This is a genomic window from Sulfitobacter sp. TMED3, assembly GCF_002167505.1.
Classification (GTDB): Bacteria; Pseudomonadota; Alphaproteobacteria; order Rhodobacterales; family Rhodobacteraceae; genus Sulfitobacter; species Sulfitobacter pontiacus.
Genome location: NZ_NHBI01000058.1, coordinates 1 through 18,985, shown reverse-complemented (window position 1 = coordinate 18,985; position 18,985 = coordinate 1). Strand labels below are relative to the sequence as shown.

The window sequence follows — 18,985 nt, the reverse complement described above, 5'->3', positions numbered from 1 at the left end:
CGGCTTGCGGCGCTATGCGCGCGGCGTGGGCCGGGGGCGTCCGTGGGTCGAGGGGGGGGGAGGCGGGCAGAGCCGTGGGGCGATGGAAGCGGGAGGGGCCGCTCGCGCGCCAGATCGGCGGGCCGCCTGGAAAGCGGCCCGCCAGATTGGATCAGGTGTTGAACAGGAAGTGCAACACGTCGCCGTCTTTGACGGTGTAGCTTTTGCCCTCGGCGCGCATCTTGCCGGCTTCCTTGGCGGGGCCTTCACCGCCCAAGGCCACGAAATCGTCATAGGCGATGGTTTCGGCGCGGATGAAGCCTTTTTCAAAATCACCGTGGATCACGCCTGCGGCTTTCGGCGCAGAGGTGCCAGCCTTGATCGTCCAGGCGCGGGCCTCTTTCGGGCCGACGGTGAAGTATGTCTCAAGGTGCAGCAGCTCGTAGCCCGCGCGGATCAACCGATCAAGCCCGGCTTCCTCTAGCCCCATCTCGTCCAGGAACATGCTGGCCTCTTCGGGCTCCAGCTGGCTGATTTCTTCCTCGATCTGGGCAGAGATCACGACATGGCTATTGCCCTGCGCCGCGGCCATTTCCGCGACTTTGGCAGAAAGGGCATTGCCCTCGGCCGCTTCGGATTCGCCGACGTTGCAGACATAGAGCACGGGCTTGGTCGTCAGCAATTGCAGCATGCGCCAGGCTTTTGCATCATCCGCGTCAACCTCGACGGTGCGCGCGGGCTTGCCGTTCTCGATCGCTTCTTGCGCGGCGGCCAACAGGCGGTCCTGCTGCGCTGCGTCTTTATCGTTGCCCTTGATCTTGCGGACCAGACCGGCGCGGCGTTTTTCGATGCTTTCCAGATCGGCAAGCATCAGTTCTGTATCGATGGTCTCGGCGTCTGCCACGGGGTCCACGCGCCCTTCGACGTGGGTCACATCGCCGTCTTCAAAGCAGCGCAGCACATGGGCGATCGCGTCCGTCTCGCGGATATTGGCCAGGAACTGGTTGCCCAGACCTTCCCCTTTGGACGCGCCTTTGACCAAGCCTGCGATGTCCACAAAGGTCATCCGCGTCGGGATGATCTGCTTGGAGCCCGCAATCGCGGCGAGTTTATCAAGGCGCGAATCCGGCACCGCGACTTCACCGACGTTCGGTTCGATTGTGCAGAACGGAAAATTGGCCGCCTGCGCTGCCGCTGTTTTGGTCAGCGCGTTGAAGAGGGTCGACTTGCCGACATTCGGCAGACCCACGATTCCCATCTTAAAGCCCATGACAAGCATCCTTTATAAGTTGGCGTTGTCCTAGGGTTTTGGCCGCCTTTGCGCAAGTCTTAGCGCAGGCGTCGGTCCTCGTGCGTCTGGTAAATCAGGATCCATGCGAGCACGATGAACATCGGATGGGTCAACCCGCCCGAAAAGATCACGGCCGGAATCCAGATCAGGAAGACGATAATCGCCGTGAAGATCCGTCCTGTCAGCAGGATGGAAAGCGGCGGCAACAGCAGGGCGAGTACATAATTCATGGGGTAAATGTAGGCGCAGGCGGCGGGATTTAAAGGACTATGTGATGCGCCCCTGCATAAATACAGTGCCTTTGACCCCTGTTTTTCGGAAAATCGCCCAAGCCCACCGGCGGAGTTGGATTGATTTCCCGTGATATATTCGGCATTGCAGCAGGGTAACGTAAAAAGGCCGCCCTCATGACACGTATCGACGCCAAATTCGCTGACCTCAAATCCCAAGGCAAGAAAGCCTTTGTCGCCTATGTGATGGCAGGCGATCCCGACTTTGACACGTCGCTCGAGGTGGTACGCGGCCTGCCTGACGCGGGCGTCGATATTATCGAGCTGGGGCTGCCGTTTACCGATCCGATGGCCGATGGCTCTGCCATTCAGCTGGCGGGACAGCGCGCGCTTGAAGGCGGGATGACGCTGGACAAGACGCTGGCGCTTGCCGCGGCGTTCCGCGAACAGGATGACACGACGCCGATCGTGCTGATGGGCTATTACAACCCGATCTACTCCAAAGGCGTGGATAACTTCCTAGAGGCGGCCAAGAAAGCCGGCGTGGACGGGCTGATCGTCGTGGACCTGCCACCGGAAGAAGACGCCGAGCTGTGCCTGCCCGCGCAAGCCGCCGGTATGAACTTTATCCGCCTTGCGACCCCTACAACCGATGACAAACGCCTGCCGCGGGTTGTGCAGAACACCTCGGGCTTTGTGTATTATGTGTCGATCACCGGCATCACCGGCTCTGCCGAAGCGGATGCGGGCGATGTCGCCCCCGAGGTTGAGCGCATCCAGAAGGCCAGCGGCCTGCCCGTGATTGTCGGGTTCGGTGTGAACACCCCCGCCAAGGCCGAAGCCATTGCAAGCGTTGCTGATGGGGTTGTTGTCGGCTCTGCCATCGTATCGAAAATCGCAGATGGGCTGCCTGTCGAAGATGTGCTGAGCTTTGTCAAAACCCTGTCGGATGGTGCGCATCGGGCCTAAGCGCCCGGCTCGACGCCCGATGTCGTGGCGTAAAGCAATTGATTTCAACGGGCCATATTGGTTAGATCATCTGACCAATACATAGGAACTTGCCACCATGCCCGTGATCACCACCATCGACGACCTCAAGCGCCTGCATGAACGCCGCGTGCCGCGGATGTTCTATGACTACGCGGAATCGGGCAGCTGGACAGAGCAGACCTTTCGCGAGAACACGACCGATTTTGAACAGATCCGCCTGCGCCAGCGCGTCGCCGTGGATATGAGCGGGCGCAGCACCAAGACGCAGATGATCGGGCAGGATGTGGCGATGCCTGTGGCACTGGCCCCAGTCGGGCTGACCGGCATGCAGCACGCCGACGGAGAGATCAAAGCTGCCCGCGCCGCCGAAGCCTTTGGCGTGCCCTTCACCCTGTCGACCATGTCCATCAATTCGATCGAGGATGTGGCAGAGGCGACGACGAAACCCTTCTGGTTCCAGCTTTATACCATGCGCGACGAAGACTATGTCGCGCGGCTGATTCAGCGCGCCAAGGATGCGAAATGCTCGGCCCTTGTCATCACGCTTGATCTGCAAATTCTTGGCCAGCGCCACAAGGATCTGAAGAACGGCCTCTCTGCCCCACCCAAGCTGACCGCCAAAACGCTCGCCAATCTGGCAACCAAATGGAGCTGGGGCATCGGAATGATGGGGGCCAAGCGGCGCAGCTTTGGCAACATCGTGGGCCATGTGCACGGCGTAGACGACACAGCCAACCTTGGCGCATGGACGGCAGAGCAATTCGACCCCACCCTCGACTGGGGCAAGATCGCCAAGCTGAAAGAGCAATGGGGAGGCAAGGTCATCCTCAAGGGTATTCTTGACGCCGACGATGCGCGGATGGCGCTGAAAGTCGGGGCGGATGCGATCATCGTCAGCAACCACGGCGGGCGCCAGCTGGACGGGGCGATCAGCTCTATCCGGGCGCTGCCGTCGATCCTGGAGGCCGTGGGCGACCAGATCGAAGTCCATCTGGACAGTGGAATCAGGTCCGGTCAGGACGTGCTCAAGGCGATGGCGATGGGGGCCAAAGGCACTTATATCGGGCGCGCCTTCATCTACGGGCTTGGCGCGATGGGTCAGGCCGGGGTTACCTCGGCGCTGGAGGTCATCCACAAGGAGCTCGACCTGTCCATGGCGCTTTGTGGTGAAACCTCTGTCGCGGGTTTGGGCAAGCATAACCTGCTTATTCCAAAAGGTTTTGAAGGCGACTGGCAGCCCTGAGCCTGCGCCTTCTTCGCAAAATGCGCCCGCCTTGGCTGATATGTCAGGGCGGGCGGAAACCCTGCGCGCAGCCCCTGCCCCGCCCCGCATAGGTCGCAAACCAAAGCCAACTTGCGCAAAAGCGGCGTTTTAGTCTTTCCCAAACGCCCAAACCCGTCTATACGCGCGGCTTCACGCGGACATACAGCCTTGGAGGATGTCCGCCCTAAACATATTGGAGATTACAATGGCTGGAGAGATTCCTGATCTTGAAGCTTTCGAACGCACGGGGACAGGCAAGGGCGCCGCTCGTCAGGCACGCCGCGACGGCATGGTTCCTGGTATCGTATTCGGTGGTGACCTTGATCCGCTGCCGATCAACCTGGACTTTAACAAGCTGCTGACCAAACTGCGCGCAGGCCGCTTCAAGGCGACCCTGTTCAACCTCAAGGTTGAAGGCCAAGAAGACGTCCGCGTCATCTGCCGCGACGTTCAGCGTCACGTTGTTAAAGACCTGCCAACGCACGTCGACCTGATGCGTTTGAAGCGCACCACCAAAATCAACCTCTTCATCCAGGTTGAAGTCGAAGGCGAAGAAGTCAGCCCCGGCCTGAAAAAAGGTGGCGTTCTGACGCTGGTACGTCCCGAAGTTGAACTGGTTGTGACCGCAGGCGATATCCCTGATCACATCACAATCGACGTTTCCGAACTGGAAATCGGCGACAGCCTCACCATCTCGAGCGTGAAGCTGCCAAACGGCACCAAGCCGGTCATCGACCGTGACTTCGTGATCGCGCAGATTTCCGCGCCTTCCGGTCTGGCCAGCCAGGACGATGATGAAGACGAAGATGTTGCAGCAGACGAAGTGCCCGCAACAGAAGTCAAAGAAGACTGATACCGATATATCCGTCGCGCCCACGGGCGCGGATGGGTCGAGACGGGGTCGCCATGGGCGGCCCCGTTTTTCGTTGGGGCGTTATTTCGTTTGGCCCCGCGGTCTGCTATCCTTGGCCAAACAAACGTTTTTATCCACTTGAAGGGGTCCGCATGAAACTGATAGTAGGGCTTGGCAATCCGGGTGCCAAATACGCGGGCAACCGGCATAACATCGGCTTTATGGCGCTGGACCGCATCGCGCAGGATCACGGCTTTGCCGGATGGAAGACCAAGCACAACGGGCTAACGGTCGAAGGGCGTTTTGGCGCGGACCGCGTGGTCTTGCTCAAGCCCGAGACATTCATGAACAACTCTGGTCAGTCGGTGCAATCGGCCATGCGGTTCCACAAGCTTGAACCGGCGGACGTGATCGTTTTGCACGACGAAATCGACCTCGCCCCCGGCAAGGTGAAATGCAAGACCGGCGGCGGGCATGCGGGGCACAATGGCTTGCGGTCGATCCATGCGCATATCGGTCCCGACTATGACCGTGTGCGCCTTGGCGTNGGNCATCCGGGGCATAAGGACGCCGTACCGGGCTATGTNCTGCGCGACTTTGCCAANGCAGAGCAGGNNTGGCTGGANGACGTATTGCGCGGGATCAGCGACGGTGCNGCGGACCTGGCGCGCGGCGATACGGCCAAGTTCATGAACGCCGTGGCCNTGCGTGTTGCCCCGCCACGATCCGGCACGGGCACCAAGAAACCCGCGGGCACTGCGGCCAACGCTCAAGCCGCTGCGCCAAAGCCCGCGCAGCCNGCCCCAACGCANCCCAAGGCAGANCCTGCCCCCCAGACCGACGANCGCAGCGCCATGCAAAANCTGCTGGACCGGTTCAAGTGACACTGCAAGNNGCCTTTGAAGAGCAAGCNGNGCATTGCATCGCACTTGGGTCTCCCTTCATGGGGCAGTTGATGAGCGTGCTGGCGCGGGACTGGCCCGCCGACACAGCCCTTGGCCGTAAATTTGCGGCGATCGAAGGGGATATCGGCCCGTCGGGCGCGTCCCTTCCCCTGCGCATCGCGGGCGGGCTGCATGCGCTGGTGNTGAAACGCAAAGCGCCTGCGCTGATGGCCGTNTANCCCCCGCACAAGGCGAGCGACCAAGCCCTGTCAGAGGCCGTGCGCGACGCGATCACCACGCATGAAGCCTTCTTGCTTGATTGGACCGACAGCGCNCCGCAAACGAACGAGGTCCGCCGCTCTGCCGCGTTGATCGCGGGGGCCCGCGTCGCGGCGCAGCATTTCAANCTGCCGATCCGCCTGTCCGAACTTGGGGCCAGCGGCGGGCTCAACCTGATGTGGGACCACTTCGTGCTCGAGATCGAGGGGCATCGCTTCGGGTCGAACATGTCCACGATCCTGCTGTCGCCTGACTGGACAGGCAAACTGCCACCGGCGATCAACCCGCAGGTCGAAAAACGTCGCGGCGTTGATCTGAACCCGCTGGACCCGACNCGGCCCGACCACCTGTTGCGGCTGATGTCCTATATCTGGGCGGACCAACCCGAACGCCTGACACTGACGCGGACCGCGGCCTCTGTCATGACGGCGCAGGTGCAACGCGGCGATGCGATTGACTGGCTGGCGCGCACCCTGCCCCAATCCCCCGAAGGCTGCCTGCACCTGATCCAGCACACCGTCGCGTGGCAGTATTTCCCCAAAGCGGCACAGGCCCGTGGCAAAGCGTTGATCGAGGCTGCCGGCAAACGCGCCACGCGCAACCGCCCGCTGGCATGGTTGTCGATGGAGCAGGACGGATCGGGCCTCAAGGGGGCGGCGCTGACGCTCAGGCTCTGGCCCGGTGACATCACCCTGCCCTTGGCNCGGGTCGATTTCCACGGTCGCTGGATCGATTGGACCTACACCGGCTGACGCCAAGTTTATCTGGCACCACCGCAGCCTTCGTGCTTGGGTATCCCCGCATATCAGGGAGGATTTCATGCGCACATTCGGGAAATGGCTGGGCCGTATTTTACTGGCTCTAGTGGTGGCTGTGGTCGTTGTCGGCCTGTGGAAGCGCGAAGAGATCACGCGGCTGCTGGCGGTGAACTCGCTCTTTGCCGAAGACAAGATCGTGCATAACTTCAGCCATATGGACGAGGCCTTCCTGTCCAAACCCCTGTCGCGCGGTGATGGCCCCACGGCAGAGCTGTCTTATGGACCCGAATACGCCCCCCCTGCCGAGGTCAACGACTGGATCAAAGCGCGGGATGTGACGGCATTGGTNGTGCTGAAAGACGGTCAGATTGTCTATGAGAACTACTTTAAAGGCACCCAGCCCGATGATCTGCGGATCAGCTGGTCTGTCGCCAAAAGCTACCTTTCCGCGCTTGTGGGTATCCTGCTGGACGAAGGGGCGATTGCATCGCTTGACGACCCTGTCACGACCTATGCGCCCAAGCTGAAAGGCACCGCCTATGACGGGGCGACGCTGCGCAACGTGCTTAACATGGCCAGCGGGGTTACCTTTGACGAAGATTACCTCGACCCGGATTCCGACATCAACAAGATGGGCCGCGCCCTCGCCCTTGGCGGAGAGCTGGACGATTTCACCGCAAGCCTGAACGATACTTTCACCACGCCCGGCAGCCAGTGGCAGTATGTGTCGATCGACACCCATGTCATCGGCATGGTCGTTCGGGGGGCAACAGGCCGGTCCGTCACCGATCTTTTGTCGGAAAAGNTCATCACCCCCATGGGTCTTGAGCANGCGCCCTATTACGTGACGGACGGCGCGGGTGTCGCCTTTGTCTTGGGCGGGCTGAACCTGACGACCCGCGATTACGCGCGCATGGGGCAGATGTTCCTGCAAAACGGTCGCTACAACGGTCAGCAGATTGTACCGGCAGACTGGGTCGCCGCCTCTACCGCGCCATCGGCCCCGACGGCAGAGGGGCAGATCGGCTATGGCTATCAGTGGTGGATTCCCCAAGGCGCGACAGAGGGTGANTTCATGGCCCGCGGTGTGTATGGTCAGTATATCTACATCAACCGCGCTGACGGGGTGGTGATCGCGACCAATGCCGCCGACCGCAAGTTCCGCGAGGCCGGGGTCAGCGATCAGAACATCGCCATCTTCCGCCAGATCAGCGCAGCCTTGGGGGGCACATGACACATGACGAAAGCATCAATATTCTGGGCGGCCCGCTGGCCGTCTGTGGCANCGACCCCGTCACGGGCTTTTTCCGCGACGGGTCGTGCAATACCTGTGCCGCCGATCAGGGCAGCCACACGGTCTGCGCGATCATGACGGCCGAGTTTCTGGCCTATTCCAAGTATGTCGGCAATGACCTCAGCACACCGCGCCCCGAATTCGGCTTTGCCGGACTGTCGGCNGGCGATCCGTGGTGTCTTTGTGCGGGGCGTTTCTTGCAAGCGGCGGACGAGGGCTGCGCGCCAAAGGTGCATCTTGAGGCAACCCATCAGCGCGCNTTGGATATCGTGCCGCTGAANATCCTGCAGGCCCATGCCNTGCGCCCTAACGGCGGGGCAGACTGATGCTGCGCCTGACTGCTGCCCTGACTACGGCCTTGACCGCAGTGCTCTGCGCCGCCCCAGCCATCGCCCAAGACGCCCTGCGCCCGCAAGAGCAGCTCCGCCTCGACCGGTTCGAGGCCACGGCGGGCGATGCTCTGCTGCAAGCGTTCCAAAGCGGCAGCGCGGATGACCTGTCCGCTCTGTCGCGCGCCTTGTCCGGCACGCCGCAAGTTGCCTTTGACGAGGGGCTGGCCGGCGATTGGTCCTGCCGCACGATGAAACTGGGCGGNCTGCCNGCGCTGGTGGTCTATAGCCCGTTCAAATGCCGNCTGACCTTTCAGGGNAACGGGTATCTGTTTGAAAAGCTCAGCGGGTCGCAGCGCACCACGGGGGTCATCACGCTGCGAGACGGGCGCGCGGTCTATGCTGGCGTCGGCTATGTCGCGGGAGAGGTNCCGCCCGCTTACGACGCCCTGCCACCCGGTTTTGCCGGAGATGGCACCCTGCAACCCGATGTCGCGGTGTTCGAACGTGTCAGCAACCAGCGGGCGCGGCTGATGTTTCCCGCGCCGGTGGTCGAAAGCGACTTTGATATCCTAGAGCTGACCCGATAGGGCCAGCGCCAAAAGAAAAGGGGGCGATGCGCCGCCCCCTTCGTGATCGTCAGTGTCTAAGCTTTCGTCTGATCCTCAGACCTTCATGTCAAAACCAAGCGCCTTGGCGACGGTGAAGATGTCTTTGTCGCCGCGCCCACACATGTTCATGCAGATGATGTGATCCTTGGGCAGCTCTGGTGCGATCTTCATCACATGCGCCAGCGCGTGGCTGGGTTCGAGCGCGGGAATGATCCCTTCAAGCGCGCAGCTCAGTTGGAACGCCTCAAGCGCTTCTTTATCGGTGATCGACACATATTGCGCGCGGCCAATGTCGTGCAGCCAGGAATGTTCGGGCCCGATCCCGGGGTAATCCAGACCGGCCGAGATAGAGAATCCTTCAAGGATCTGCCCGTCGTCGTCCTGCAACAGATAGGTACGGTTACCGTGCAAAACGCCGGGGCGGCCACCGGTCAATGACGCGCAATGCTCCATCTTTTCGTTCACGCCCTTGCCGCCNGCTTCGACGCCGATGATATTGACGTCCTTGTCATCAAGGAACGGATAGAACAGCCCCATCGCGTTCGACCCGCCACCGATCGCGGCGACCAGCGTGTCNGGCAGACGGCCTTCGGCGGCGTCCATCTGTTCGCGCACTTCCTTGCCNATGATCGCCTGAAAGTCGCGAACCATCGCCGGATAGGGGTGCGGCCCTGCGACCGTGCCGATGCAATAGAATGTGTCGCGCACATTGGTNACCCAATCGCGCAGCGCGTCGTTCATCGCGTCTTTCAGCGTCCCACGGCCCGAGGTNACGGGGATCACTTCGGCACCCAGCAGACGCATGCGGAAGACGTTGGGGGCCTGNCGTTCAACATCATGCGCGCCCATATAGACAACGCATTGCAGACCGAACTTGGCNCAGACNGTGGCCGTGGCCACACCGTGCTGGCCCGCACCGGTTTCCGCGATGATCCGTTTCTTGCCCATGCGCCGCGCCAGAATGATCTGGCCCAACACGTTGTTGATCTTATGCGCGCCGGTGTGGTTCAGCTCGTCGCGCTTCATGTAAACCTTGGCACCGCCCAGATGTTCGGTCAGACGCTCTGCGAAATACAGCGGGCTGGGGCGACCGACATAGTGGGTCCACAGGTCGTCCATCTCGGCCCAAAAGCTGTCGTCCGTCTTGGCCTTTTCATATTCCGCNTCCAGTTCGAGGATCAGCGGCATCAGGGTTTCCGACACAAACCGCCCCCCGAAATCGCCAAAGCGGCCATTCTCGTCAGGTCCGGTCATGAAAGAGTTGAAAAGATCATTGTCCATGGAGGTGCTCCTTGCGCTTGGCGACCAGCCTTAACGCCCCCGCCGCGACAGGTAAAGACGGGGTGGGGGCGGCGAAGGGCCCGTACCGCCCCTCGCCCNTAAAACGCCACGGAAAATTGCANTTTTNCAAACNGAGNTNTTGGAAATACACCGCCNGCGTGGCGCGCCGCTAGTCAAAGAGNTTGAACAGCCCGCGCCGCAGCTCGTCCTCTACCTTTTGTTTCACCGCATCCTCGACCGATTGCCCGTCCTGCCGCGATACGCCCAGTTCCTCCTCCAGCTTTTCGTTCAGCTTTTGGCGGGCCTGTTCCTTTTCCTTGGCAAAGTTCATGTCCAGCGCCGCCTGCAAATCCGGCTTGATCTGCGGTGCGGCCCACGGCCCGAAGATGCGCACCGGAATGGCCAGCCCCCGATCGCCGTTCACCCGCAGTGCCTTGGGCGTGACGGTATAATCCAGCGTTTGCGCCCCCAGCCCCACCTGCCCTGTGCCCGTGGCGGTAAAGTTCGGCAGCTGCATNAGCAGGTCGTCGTTGCGCAGNACGCCNTGATCCATGTCGAATGTCGCGGCAAGGGAATCGAAGACCGTCGTGCCACCCTCNACGTCGAAATTGCCCATCAGCGCATCAAGGTCGATCCCCTCGATATGNCCACGCCCGACATTCACCGCGCCCGATCCGCNAAGCGACCGCATGATCGCGTCCAGCGATGCGCCGGACCCGAGGAAAGATACCTCTGCATCGCCNGTACCGTGGAACCGGCCCAGCCCTGCGGTCTGTTGCAGCAAAGGCTGCATGGCGATGGAGGTCGCGTTCAGCGCCCCGCCCACCGANAGGCCGTTGCGGTTGTTGACCACGAACTCGCCNCTGATCACACCGGCATAGGCCCTGATCTCGCGCAGNTCGGCGACCAGACGCGANCGGTCGTTGCGCAGCAATACGCGCGTCGCGCCCAAGCTTAGCGTGCCCAGATCAATGCTATCTGCCCGCAGTGCGACCTCGCCGTTGAAGGCGGAAAGCGCGGAGGCATCAATCGGTGCTTTCGACCACCCTGTCGGGGNCGCAGGCGCGGGGGTGGNGGACGCGGGCGCGGTGCCACTNGGGGCGCTGCCNGCAAAGCCGGTCAGGTCCAGCGCGCCGACGTTGATCTGCGCGTTCACATCGGGCGTGCCGTTCAGCGTGATATCCGCCGCACCGGTCAGGGCGTTCCCGCCCAGATCGGCCACCACCTCGCGCAGGGCCAAGCGCCGGTCGGGCGTCAGGGTCAGATCAAGGTTGATATCCGCCGTCTTTCCCAAGCCCTGCGGCAGTGCGATGTCACCCACCCCGAGCGCTGCCAGAAAACGCCCCGTGTCCGACGTCTTGAGCCACAGATCCCCTGCGACAGCGCCGGNCAGNCCCGCNCGTCCGGTCAGNGAGACGCCGCCGCCNTTGGTGTCCACACGGGCACGCAGCGGGCGGATATCGCCGTTCAGGAATTGNTCAAACCGGTTGATCGTCGCCTCGATCGACACGCGATCGGCCGCGGGGCGCAGGGCGGCCTTGATCACCGCATCGCCCGCCCGTTCGGGCCAGTCGAGCGACAGGTCCACACCGTCAANTCGCACCAGATCGCTGCCCTCGGCATCATAGATCAACGTGGCGTCGGTGATATTGAGCCGCTGGATCGTCAGCGGGCGCGGGCTGCGCGCAGGCGCGGTCGGAGCGGTCTCGATGNCTGCNTCNCCGCCGCCGTCGCTGAACTGCCAGCTGGCGCGCCCGTCGCGGCGCTGCTCCAGCCGGATGGTGGGGCTTTGGGCTTCAATGTTGGTGATCTTGATCTCGCCCCGGATCAGCGCCATCGCATCAACCCCGATGGCGGCATTGGCGGCCGAGAGCATCGCCCCATCCTTGGCCCAATCGGCATTCCCGACTTCTAGCCCGCCTGCGGTCACCCCCAGCACCGGCCAGAAGGTCAGCCCCACATCGCCCGTGATCGTGACCTCGCGCCCTGTCAGGTTGCGCAGCTGGTCCGCCGCGATTCGCGCAATACGGTCGGCGGGCAGCAAGAACAGCGACCCCACCGCGACCACCAAAATCAGCAGCAGTATGCCAATTGCCCGAATAATCCACTTCATCGCCCGTCTCCTTGCCTGATGCGGGGCCTTTCCCAGACCCTTTGCATGGCTTATAGCGCAGTTCATGAGCACAAACCCACCAAATCTACGCCCCGATCTTGCGCCAAAGGCCCAGATCACCAATCCGTCCCGCCCCGGCCAGCCGACCATCGGCATGGTATCGCTGGGCTGCCCCAAGGCGCTGGTCGACAGCGAACGGATTTTGACGCGCCTGCGCGCCGAAGGCTACGGCGTGTCGCCGGACTACGCCGGGGCGGATGCGGTGATTGTGAACACCTGTGGGTTCCTTGACTCCGCCAAGGCCGAAAGCCTTGATGCGATTGGCGAGGCGCTGAACGAAAATGGCAAAGTGATCGTGACCGGCTGTCTGGGGGCCGAGCCGGATTATATCCGCGAACATCACCCGCGTATTCTGGCCGTCACCGGCCCGCACCAATATGAACAGGTGCTGGACGCGGTGCATGGGGCCGTGCCGCCTTCGCCCGATCCGTTTATTGATCTGCTGCCCGCGCAGGCCGTCAGCCTGACGCCGCGCCACTACAGCTATCTGAAGATCTCGGAAGGCTGTAACCACAAGTGCAAGTTCTGCATCATCCCCGACATGCGCGGCCGCCTGCAATCGCGCCCTGCCCATGCGATCCTGCGCGAGGCTGAAAAGCTGGTGCAGAACGGCGTGAACGAACTGCTGGTGATCTCTCAGGATACCTCGGCCTACGGCGTCGATATCAAACANGCCGAAGACCGTGGCCACCGCGCACATATCACCGATCTGGCCCGTGATCTGGGGTCGCTCGGGGCGTGGGTACGGCTGCACTACGTCTACCCCTACCCCCATGTGCGCAACCTGATCCCGCTGATGGCTGAAGGTCTGGTACTGCCCTATCTGGATATNCCNTTCCAGCACGCGCATCCCGACGTGCTGAAACGCATGGCCCGTCCTGCNGCGGCAGCAAAGACGCTGGATGAAATCGCCGCGTGGCGTGACACCTGCCCCGACATCACCCTGCGGTCNACATTCATCGTTGGCTACCCCGGCGAGACAGAGGCAGAGTTCCAGACCCTGCTGGATTGGCTTGACGAGGCGCAGCTCGACCGGGTCGGGTGCTTTCAGTACGAAAACGTGGACGGGGCGCGGTCAAATGCGCTNCCCGATCACGTGCCGGANGAGGTCAANCAGGACCGCTGGAACCGCTTTATGGAGAAGGCGCAAGCCATCTCGGCNGCCAAGCTGGAAGCCAAAGTCGGTCGNCGCATGGATGTGATCATCGACGAGATCGACGACGAGGCCGCCACCTGCCGCACGAAGGCAGACGCGCCAGAGATCGACGGCAANCTGTTCATCGACGAAGGCTTNGAAAACCTGAGCGTNGGCCAGATCGTGACCGTCGAAGTCGAAGAAGCCGGCGAATACGATCTTTGGGGGCGCGTGGTCTAGGCCACCGCCATCCCCCTTCTCAACCGTGGAACAANNCGAGCGCCTTGGCGTTCCTNTTCGCACAGGCAGGCCCGATTGCAGGCGCAGCCCATGTAGTGGAAATAGTAAATNCGCACCCTACATATAGANANATGAAGGCGTATCAGAGGTGANACCCTTGAAAATGCGCATGCGATGTTCTATNTATGTTCNAACCAGAACAAGGGGGCCTANACNATGTCCTACCAACCGCAGTTTCCCGGCATGTTCGATCCCGACNACGGGGCCGTACCTGCNCATGNAGAAGNTTCAGCCCGCGACGCGCGCGCCGCTTTGCCGCCGACGGANAAGCAGATGCACTATGCTACCTCGCTTAGCNTCAAGACCGGCGCGCCTGTGCCAAAACGGGCNTTGACCGANCGCGCCGCGCTGTCTGAATGGATCGACGCCCATAAGCCNAAGCCGGTGGACGGGCCGTTNTCGCANTATCCNTCGTCAAAGCAGGTCGCTTTTGCCGAACGCATCGCCCGNCTGAAGCGCCGCGATATCCCGCAGGANTGTTTCCGCGACAAGACGATGATGTCGCGCTGGATCGACGGCAATAANCCCCGTTGATCCGGACGCGCGCCACGCGTCGGCATAACCTCCTATACGAATGGATAGGNCGAGATACCAAAGCGCCATTAATTAGACGAAATCTGACATGGGAATGTTGCAAACGGGTGCTAGATTTGACCTATGGCTTATCCGCACCCAACCGCTGACACTCTCGCCGATGGCACGATCCACGTGTTGGGTCTGGGATTTGCGATACCGGCAACAATCCTGCTGACGACCTATGCTGCAAGCCAGGGGGAGCAGCTTACACCGACGCTGGTTTATGCGGCCTGCTTTGTCCTGTCGCTTCTGGCGTCGGCGATTTACCACCTTTTNCCGTTTGATCGTACCCGTGCCCTGCTGGGNCGGATTGACCATGCGGCGATCTACTTCAAGATCGCGGGCACCTACACACCGTTTGTTGTGCTCATCGGAACGGGGTTCGCCTATGGCATCCTCGCCGTGGTCTGGGCGCTGGCCATTATCGGCGCGGTCGCCAAACTGTCTTTCTGGAGCACGGANTCNAAAGCGTCGCTTTATCTGTATCTTGGCATGGGGTGGCTGTCTGTGCTGCTGGTCTGGCCGATGTGGCAAANCCTGCCNACCACGGCGCTGACGCTGATTGGCATCGGCGGGTTGATCTATACGCTGGGGACGATCGTCTTTGCACACCCCGGCATGCGCTTTCAGAATGCGATCTGGCACAGCTTTGTGCTTGCCGCCTCTATCTGCTTTTTCGCCGCCATCTCTATCAGCTTGTAAGCCTGTGTCAGGCCGCATCCAGATAGGCGCGCACGCAGGATTGCACGTGGCGGAACCGGTCACCGCCCAGATGTTTCCCGCCATACCAACGCGTGACCACGATCAGGTGATCCTCCAGCCCCTCACGCTCTAGCATCCGGATGATCACCATCCCCGCACCGGATTCNCCNTCATCGCCNTTCAGCGGGCCGCCGCTCTGACAGCAGCACCGCCCAGGTGTTGTGGGTTGCCTTGGCATAGGATTTATCGCGCTTGAGCTCTTTCAGCGCAGCATCCACGGCGGCGCGATCGGACGCGGGGCAGCCTGACACGGCATATTTGGACCCGCGGTCCGACAGTATCTGGCCAAGCTGCTTCATGCGGTGCCGTTACAGCCCCGCCGCGGTCCGCCGTACGGTATCCAGACGCGATGCATTGGGCGGGTGCGTGCCCAGGAAACGGTCACCGGGGTCAGGAATACGGGTAAAGAATTCGGCCCCCCGCAGCGGGTTATACCCTGCGCGTGCGGTGATAATGGTGCCCAAGGCGTCTGCCTCAAGCTCGAAGTCCTTGGAATAGGTCCGCGCGCCCACCTGCGCCCCAAGGCGCTGTGCCGATTCGACCGCTGTGGCATCGCCCCCGCTCAGCGTGGCGAGACCGGCAAAGATCACCGCACCGGCGACCGCGTTCTGCTGNTGGCGTGCGATATGCCCTTCGATGTGGTGGGCAGCCTCGTGCCCCATGACAAAGGCAAGCTCGTCCTCGTTCCGCGCATCCGCGATCAGGGCGAGCGTGAAGGCGATGACCGGACGCCCGGCCTTATCCTCGGTTTGGTAGGCGTTGGCGGGCTGGCCGGGNCGGTCATCGACCACGATNTTGAAATCGCAATTCACCTGCGAGGTCCGCACGCGACATTCCCGTTCGGCGACAGGTTCGACCGTTTGCAACACGCGGATAAAGCTGCGGGCGGATTCATTGGCGGAAAAACTAGCGGGTTGCCCTTGCTCGGGTTGGGTGGAGACAGGCCCCGACATGGTCGTCGGTTCGCAGGCAGCCATAAATGCCGCAGCNGCCAGAGCAAGACAGTATCTCAACATCACGTAACGCATCCTCAAAAGGGCAACGAATAGATCTGCCACCGTTTTAACGCGGCGGCGCGGATTTGAACAGACGGCGCAGTGCTGCNCTTGCATTGGACCGCCGAAAGAATACTGTGCCTNNATGTTTACGATTGAACACGAATTCGATGCCAGTGTGATCACTCTGATCGACGAAGGCAAAGCACCCTTGCGTGAAGATGTGACGGTGCAGGCCTTTGCCAGCGTTATCACATTCGAGCAATGGGACCCGCGCACCAACTCTGTCTGCAAGATCAGCCTCTCGCCCGAGCAGCTGCACGATCTGACAGCCGCGCTGAACCTGCCCGANGGCATCTACCGCACCGCGCCCAAGCGGTAACNAAAGGACANGCAATGGCCACTGGCACACATATCAAGACATTTTACGAAGGCAGTTGGCACGAGGGTGACATCTCTGTCATCAAGGCCGCGGACCACGGTGCATGGCTGGGCACGACCGTATTNGACGGGGCGCGGCTNTTCGACGGTCTNAGCCCCGATCTGGAGGCGCATTGCGCGCGGATCAACCGGTCGGCCAAGGCNCTGATGATCACCCCCACGGTCGAGACCGCCGATATGGTCGAGATGGTACGCGAGGGTCTGAAAAGCTACCCCAAAGACGCCGCCGTCTATATCCGCCCGATGTATTGGGCGCTGGCGGGCGACGAGCTGGGGATCGTGCCATTAAAGGACGCGACCGGTTTTGCCATCAGCCTTGAACAGATNCCTATGGCGGCACCCGATGCGGCCACGACGCTGACACGGACCCGTTTCCGGCGTCCCGTGCTTGAAGACAACGTCGTCAANGCCAAGGCGGGCTGCCTTTATCCCAACAACGCCCGCATGATGGTTGAAGCCCGCGCCAAGGGCTTTGGCAACGCGCTGGTCGCCGATGCCATGGGNAATGTCGCCGAATCGGCCTCTGCCAATGTGTTCATGGTCAAGGATGGCGAGGTGTTCACCCCGATCCCCAATGGCACGTTTCTGGCCGGTATCACCCGCGCGCGGCATATGTCGAACATGCGCGCCGACGGGATCAAGGTGCACGANACNGTNCTNNGCTTTGATGACTTCCATGCCGCGGACGAGGTCTTTTTGTCCGGCAATATGATGAAGGTCACGCCGGTCAAAGCGTTTGACGACACGCAGTACCAGATCGGCCCCATGACCCGCCGCGTGCGCGAGATGTATTGGGATTGGGCGGCCTCTGACCGTGGCTGACCCCGCCCCCCGCCGTTCAACAGGAGGATGCTATGCGTAAATTTATGGTTGTGCTGGATGACAGCCGCGAATGCCTGAACGCCATGCGATTTGCCGCGATGCGGGCGTCCAACTCTGGCGGCGGGGTGGTGGTGCTGTCGGTCATCCCGCCTGACGAATTCAANCACTGGATCGGTGTGGCCGAGGTCATGCGCGAAGAAGCCCGCGAGCGGATCGAGGTGCATTTCGAGGTCTTCGCCAAATGGATGCGNGACCGGCTGAACGTGGAGCCCGCGCTGGTCATTCGCGAAGGTGTGATCGTGGACGAGATCATCAACCAGCTGGCCGATGACCCCGAAGTCGGCGTGCTGGTNCTTGGCGCGGGCACCGACAAGAAATCTGGCCCCGGCCCCTTGGTGACCCAGCTTTCCCGCAACGCAGGCTCGCTGCCGGTGCCGATCACCATCGTTCCCGGTGACATGAGCAAAGAACGGCTCGAGATGATCACCTGAGGCGGCACCGCAGGCCGTCGCAAACTTAGAATCGTTCCAAACCTTGACTTGCGCGCGTTCAGGTCGCATATCTGCATCAACCCTTTCAGGAGCATGTGATGTTTATTCAGACCGAATCCACGCCCAACCCCGCAACGTTGAAATTCCTGCCNGGTCAGACCGTGCTAGAGATGGGCACCGCCGATTTCCCCGCCCCCGAAGCCGCCAGCGCCTCGCCTTTGGCCACGCGTCTGTTCGCTGTCGAAGGCGTGACCGGCGTGTTCTTCGGCACCGATTTCGTGACCATCACCAANGCTGACGGGATCGAATGGGACCACCTGAAACCCGCCCTGCTTGGCGCGATTATGGAGCATTTTCAATCCGGNCNNCCNGTGATGGAAACCGGCCATGACCACGCNTCGGGCCATGCGGAGCATACNGGCGAAGACGGTGCGATCGTCGGCCAGATCAAGGAATTGCTGGACAGCCGCGTGCGCCCTGCCGTGGCACAGGACGGCGGTGACATCACCTTCCACGGGTTCGAGCGCGGCGTTGTCTATCTGCACATGCAAGGGGCCTGCGCGGGCTGCCCATCGTCCACATTGACGTTGAAAATGGGCATCGAGAACCTGCTGCGCCACTACATCCCCGAAGTAACCGAGGTACGCCCGGTTGCCTAAGACGCCTCTTCTCCTGGCGTTTGATACATCGGCCGCACATTGTGCGGCCGCTTTGCTGTCGGGCGACCAGATCATCGCCAGCGTCGAGGAACCGATGAACAAGGGTCAGGGCGAACGGCTGCTTGGCCTATGTGCCGAGGTGCTGGCCNGCGCAGATGTGGCCTATAGCGATCTGACNGCGATTGGCGTCGGCATCGGGCCGGGGAACTTCACCGGNATCCGCATCGCGGTCTCGGCCGCGCGCGGGCTNGCGCTTGGCCTTGGGGTGCCCGCGATAGGNGTTTCGCATCTTCAGGCGCTGGCCTTCGGGCATGATGGCGTTGTCATCAGCAGCATCGATGCGCGGCAGGACAAGCTGTTCGTGCAGGTGTTCGGCACGATGGATGACCGCGCCCCTGTGATGTGTGGGCTGGATGATCTGCCTTCGGTNCCCTCGCGCGCCGATCCCGTCTGTGTGGGTCATCAGGCCGATATGATCGCAGCACTTTGCAACGGCACCGCCTTGCCCCCTCGTGCTGCCTCCCCCACCGCGTGGGCTGGTCCATGCCCACTCAGAGGCGTGCGCGCTATCTTGTGGGGGGTTGCAGG

General features: G+C 61.7%; 19 protein-coding genes and 2 pseudogenes. 15 read left to right on the top strand and 6 right to left on the bottom strand.

Features of this window, described 5'->3' with window-relative positions:
• Window positions 1-151 precede the first annotated feature (151 nt).
• On the bottom strand, window positions 152-1,249 hold the full coding sequence (ychF, locus tag CBB63_RS14145) for a redox-regulated ATPase YchF (RefSeq protein ID WP_005851601.1): 1,098 nt from the start codon (window positions 1,247-1,249) through the stop codon (window positions 152-154).
• Between the two features lie 59 nt (window positions 1,250-1,308).
• Entirely contained in the window at window positions 1,309-1,500 is a 192-nt protein-coding gene (locus tag CBB63_RS14140) for a hypothetical protein (protein ID WP_005851599.1), read from the bottom strand.
• Window positions 1,501-1,677: 177 nt separating this feature from the next.
• On the opposite strand from CBB63_RS14140, the gene trpA reads away from it, so the two are divergent.
• From trpA to CBB63_RS14100, 8 genes are all read left to right on the top strand, one after another.
• Entirely contained in the window at window positions 1,678-2,469 is a 792-nt protein-coding gene (gene trpA / locus CBB63_RS14135) for a tryptophan synthase subunit alpha (protein WP_286699605.1), read from the top strand.
• Between the two features lie 97 nt (window positions 2,470-2,566).
• Window positions 2,567-3,733, top strand: coding sequence for an alpha-hydroxy acid oxidase (locus CBB63_RS14130; RefSeq protein WP_009826077.1), 1,167 nt, complete (start codon window positions 2,567-2,569; stop codon window positions 3,731-3,733).
• A gap of 226 nt (window positions 3,734-3,959) precedes the next feature.
• Entirely contained in the window at window positions 3,960-4,607 is a 648-nt protein-coding gene (locus CBB63_RS14125; protein ID WP_005851594.1) for a 50S ribosomal protein L25/general stress protein Ctc, read from the top strand.
• 152 nt (window positions 4,608-4,759) lie between these two features.
• Window positions 4,760-5,491 (top strand): aminoacyl-tRNA hydrolase, encoded by a 732-nt coding sequence (gene pth, locus CBB63_RS14120; RefSeq protein ID WP_286699604.1) that lies wholly within the window; start codon window positions 4,760-4,762, stop codon window positions 5,489-5,491.
• Window positions 5,488-6,522 (top strand): DUF2332 domain-containing protein, encoded by a 1,035-nt coding sequence (locus CBB63_RS14115; protein WP_286699603.1) that lies wholly within the window; start codon window positions 5,488-5,490, stop codon window positions 6,520-6,522. Before pth ends, CBB63_RS14115 begins: the two co-directional genes overlap by 4 nt.
• Before the next feature lie 67 nt (window positions 6,523-6,589).
• Window positions 6,590-7,762 carry a serine hydrolase domain-containing protein gene (locus CBB63_RS14110; protein WP_286699602.1) on the top strand — a complete coding sequence of 391 codons (1,173 nt, stop codon included), beginning with the start codon at window positions 6,590-6,592 and terminating at the stop codon, window positions 7,760-7,762.
• Entirely contained in the window at window positions 7,759-8,148 is a 390-nt protein-coding gene (locus tag CBB63_RS14105) for a DUF2237 family protein (RefSeq protein WP_286699601.1), read from the top strand. The genes CBB63_RS14110 and CBB63_RS14105 overlap by 4 nt, the downstream gene beginning before the upstream one ends.
• On the top strand, window positions 8,148-8,741 hold the full coding sequence (locus tag CBB63_RS14100; RefSeq protein ID WP_009826072.1) for a DUF4893 domain-containing protein: 594 nt from the start codon (window positions 8,148-8,150) through the stop codon (window positions 8,739-8,741). Before CBB63_RS14105 ends, CBB63_RS14100 begins: the two co-directional genes overlap by 1 nt.
• Window positions 8,742-8,816: 75 nt before the next feature.
• Here the strand turns inward: CBB63_RS14100 and trpB are convergent, their stop codons facing one another.
• Both trpB and CBB63_RS14090 read right to left on the bottom strand, forming a co-directional pair.
• Window positions 8,817-10,043, bottom strand: a complete 1,227-nt coding sequence (trpB, locus tag CBB63_RS14095) for a tryptophan synthase subunit beta (protein WP_286699600.1) — start codon at window positions 10,041-10,043, stop codon at window positions 8,817-8,819.
• 169 nt (window positions 10,044-10,212) lie between these two features.
• Window positions 10,213-12,156 carry an AsmA family protein gene (locus CBB63_RS14090; protein ID WP_286699599.1) on the bottom strand — a complete coding sequence of 648 codons (1,944 nt, stop codon included), beginning with the start codon at window positions 12,154-12,156 and terminating at the stop codon, window positions 10,213-10,215.
• 64 nt (window positions 12,157-12,220) lie between these two features.
• On the opposite strand from CBB63_RS14090, the gene rimO reads away from it, so the two are divergent.
• Together rimO and trhA are read left to right on the top strand one after the other, a co-directional pair.
• Window positions 12,221-13,591 carry a 30S ribosomal protein S12 methylthiotransferase RimO gene (gene rimO, locus CBB63_RS14085; protein ID WP_286699598.1) on the top strand — a complete coding sequence of 457 codons (1,371 nt, stop codon included), beginning with the start codon at window positions 12,221-12,223 and terminating at the stop codon, window positions 13,589-13,591.
• Window positions 13,592-14,308: 717 nt separating this feature from the next.
• A complete protein-coding gene (gene trhA, locus CBB63_RS14075; RefSeq protein ID WP_286699596.1) occupies window positions 14,309-14,929 on the top strand; it encodes a PAQR family membrane homeostasis protein TrhA in 621 nt (206 codons plus the stop codon).
• 7 nt (window positions 14,930-14,936) lie between these two features.
• Here trhA and CBB63_RS14070 read toward each other — a convergent pair.
• Together CBB63_RS14070 and CBB63_RS14065 are read right to left on the bottom strand one after the other, a co-directional pair.
• Window positions 14,937-15,288, bottom strand: a pseudogene (locus tag CBB63_RS14070) (YigZ family protein).
• Window positions 15,289-15,297: 9 nt separating this feature from the next.
• Window positions 15,298-16,005, bottom strand: a complete 708-nt coding sequence (locus tag CBB63_RS14065) for a M48 family metallopeptidase (RefSeq protein ID WP_286699606.1) — start codon at window positions 16,003-16,005, stop codon at window positions 15,298-15,300.
• Between the two features lie 124 nt (window positions 16,006-16,129).
• On the opposite strand from CBB63_RS14065, the gene CBB63_RS14060 reads away from it, so the two are divergent.
• The 5 genes and pseudogenes from CBB63_RS14060 to tsaB all read left to right on the top strand — a co-directional run.
• Window positions 16,130-16,366 carry a DUF8831 family protein gene (locus CBB63_RS14060; RefSeq protein WP_286699595.1) on the top strand — a complete coding sequence of 79 codons (237 nt, stop codon included), beginning with the start codon at window positions 16,130-16,132 and terminating at the stop codon, window positions 16,364-16,366.
• 14 nt (window positions 16,367-16,380) lie between these two features.
• Window positions 16,381-17,247, top strand: a complete 867-nt coding sequence (locus CBB63_RS14055; RefSeq protein WP_286699594.1) for a branched-chain amino acid aminotransferase — start codon at window positions 16,381-16,383, stop codon at window positions 17,245-17,247.
• Window positions 17,248-17,279: 32 nt separating this feature from the next.
• Window positions 17,280-17,738 (top strand): universal stress protein, encoded by a 459-nt coding sequence (locus tag CBB63_RS14050; RefSeq protein WP_286699593.1) that lies wholly within the window; start codon window positions 17,280-17,282, stop codon window positions 17,736-17,738.
• A gap of 98 nt (window positions 17,739-17,836) precedes the next feature.
• Complete coding sequence (locus tag CBB63_RS14045; protein WP_286699592.1) at window positions 17,837-18,397, top strand: NifU family protein; 561 nt, start codon at window positions 17,837-17,839, stop codon at window positions 18,395-18,397.
• Window positions 18,390-18,911 (top strand): annotated as a pseudogene (gene tsaB, locus CBB63_RS14040) (tRNA (adenosine(37)-N6)-threonylcarbamoyltransferase complex dimerization subunit type 1 TsaB); the annotation flags it as partial. The gene CBB63_RS14045 and the pseudogene tsaB, both read left to right, overlap by 8 nt.
• Between the last annotated feature and the right edge of the window lie 74 nt (window positions 18,912-18,985).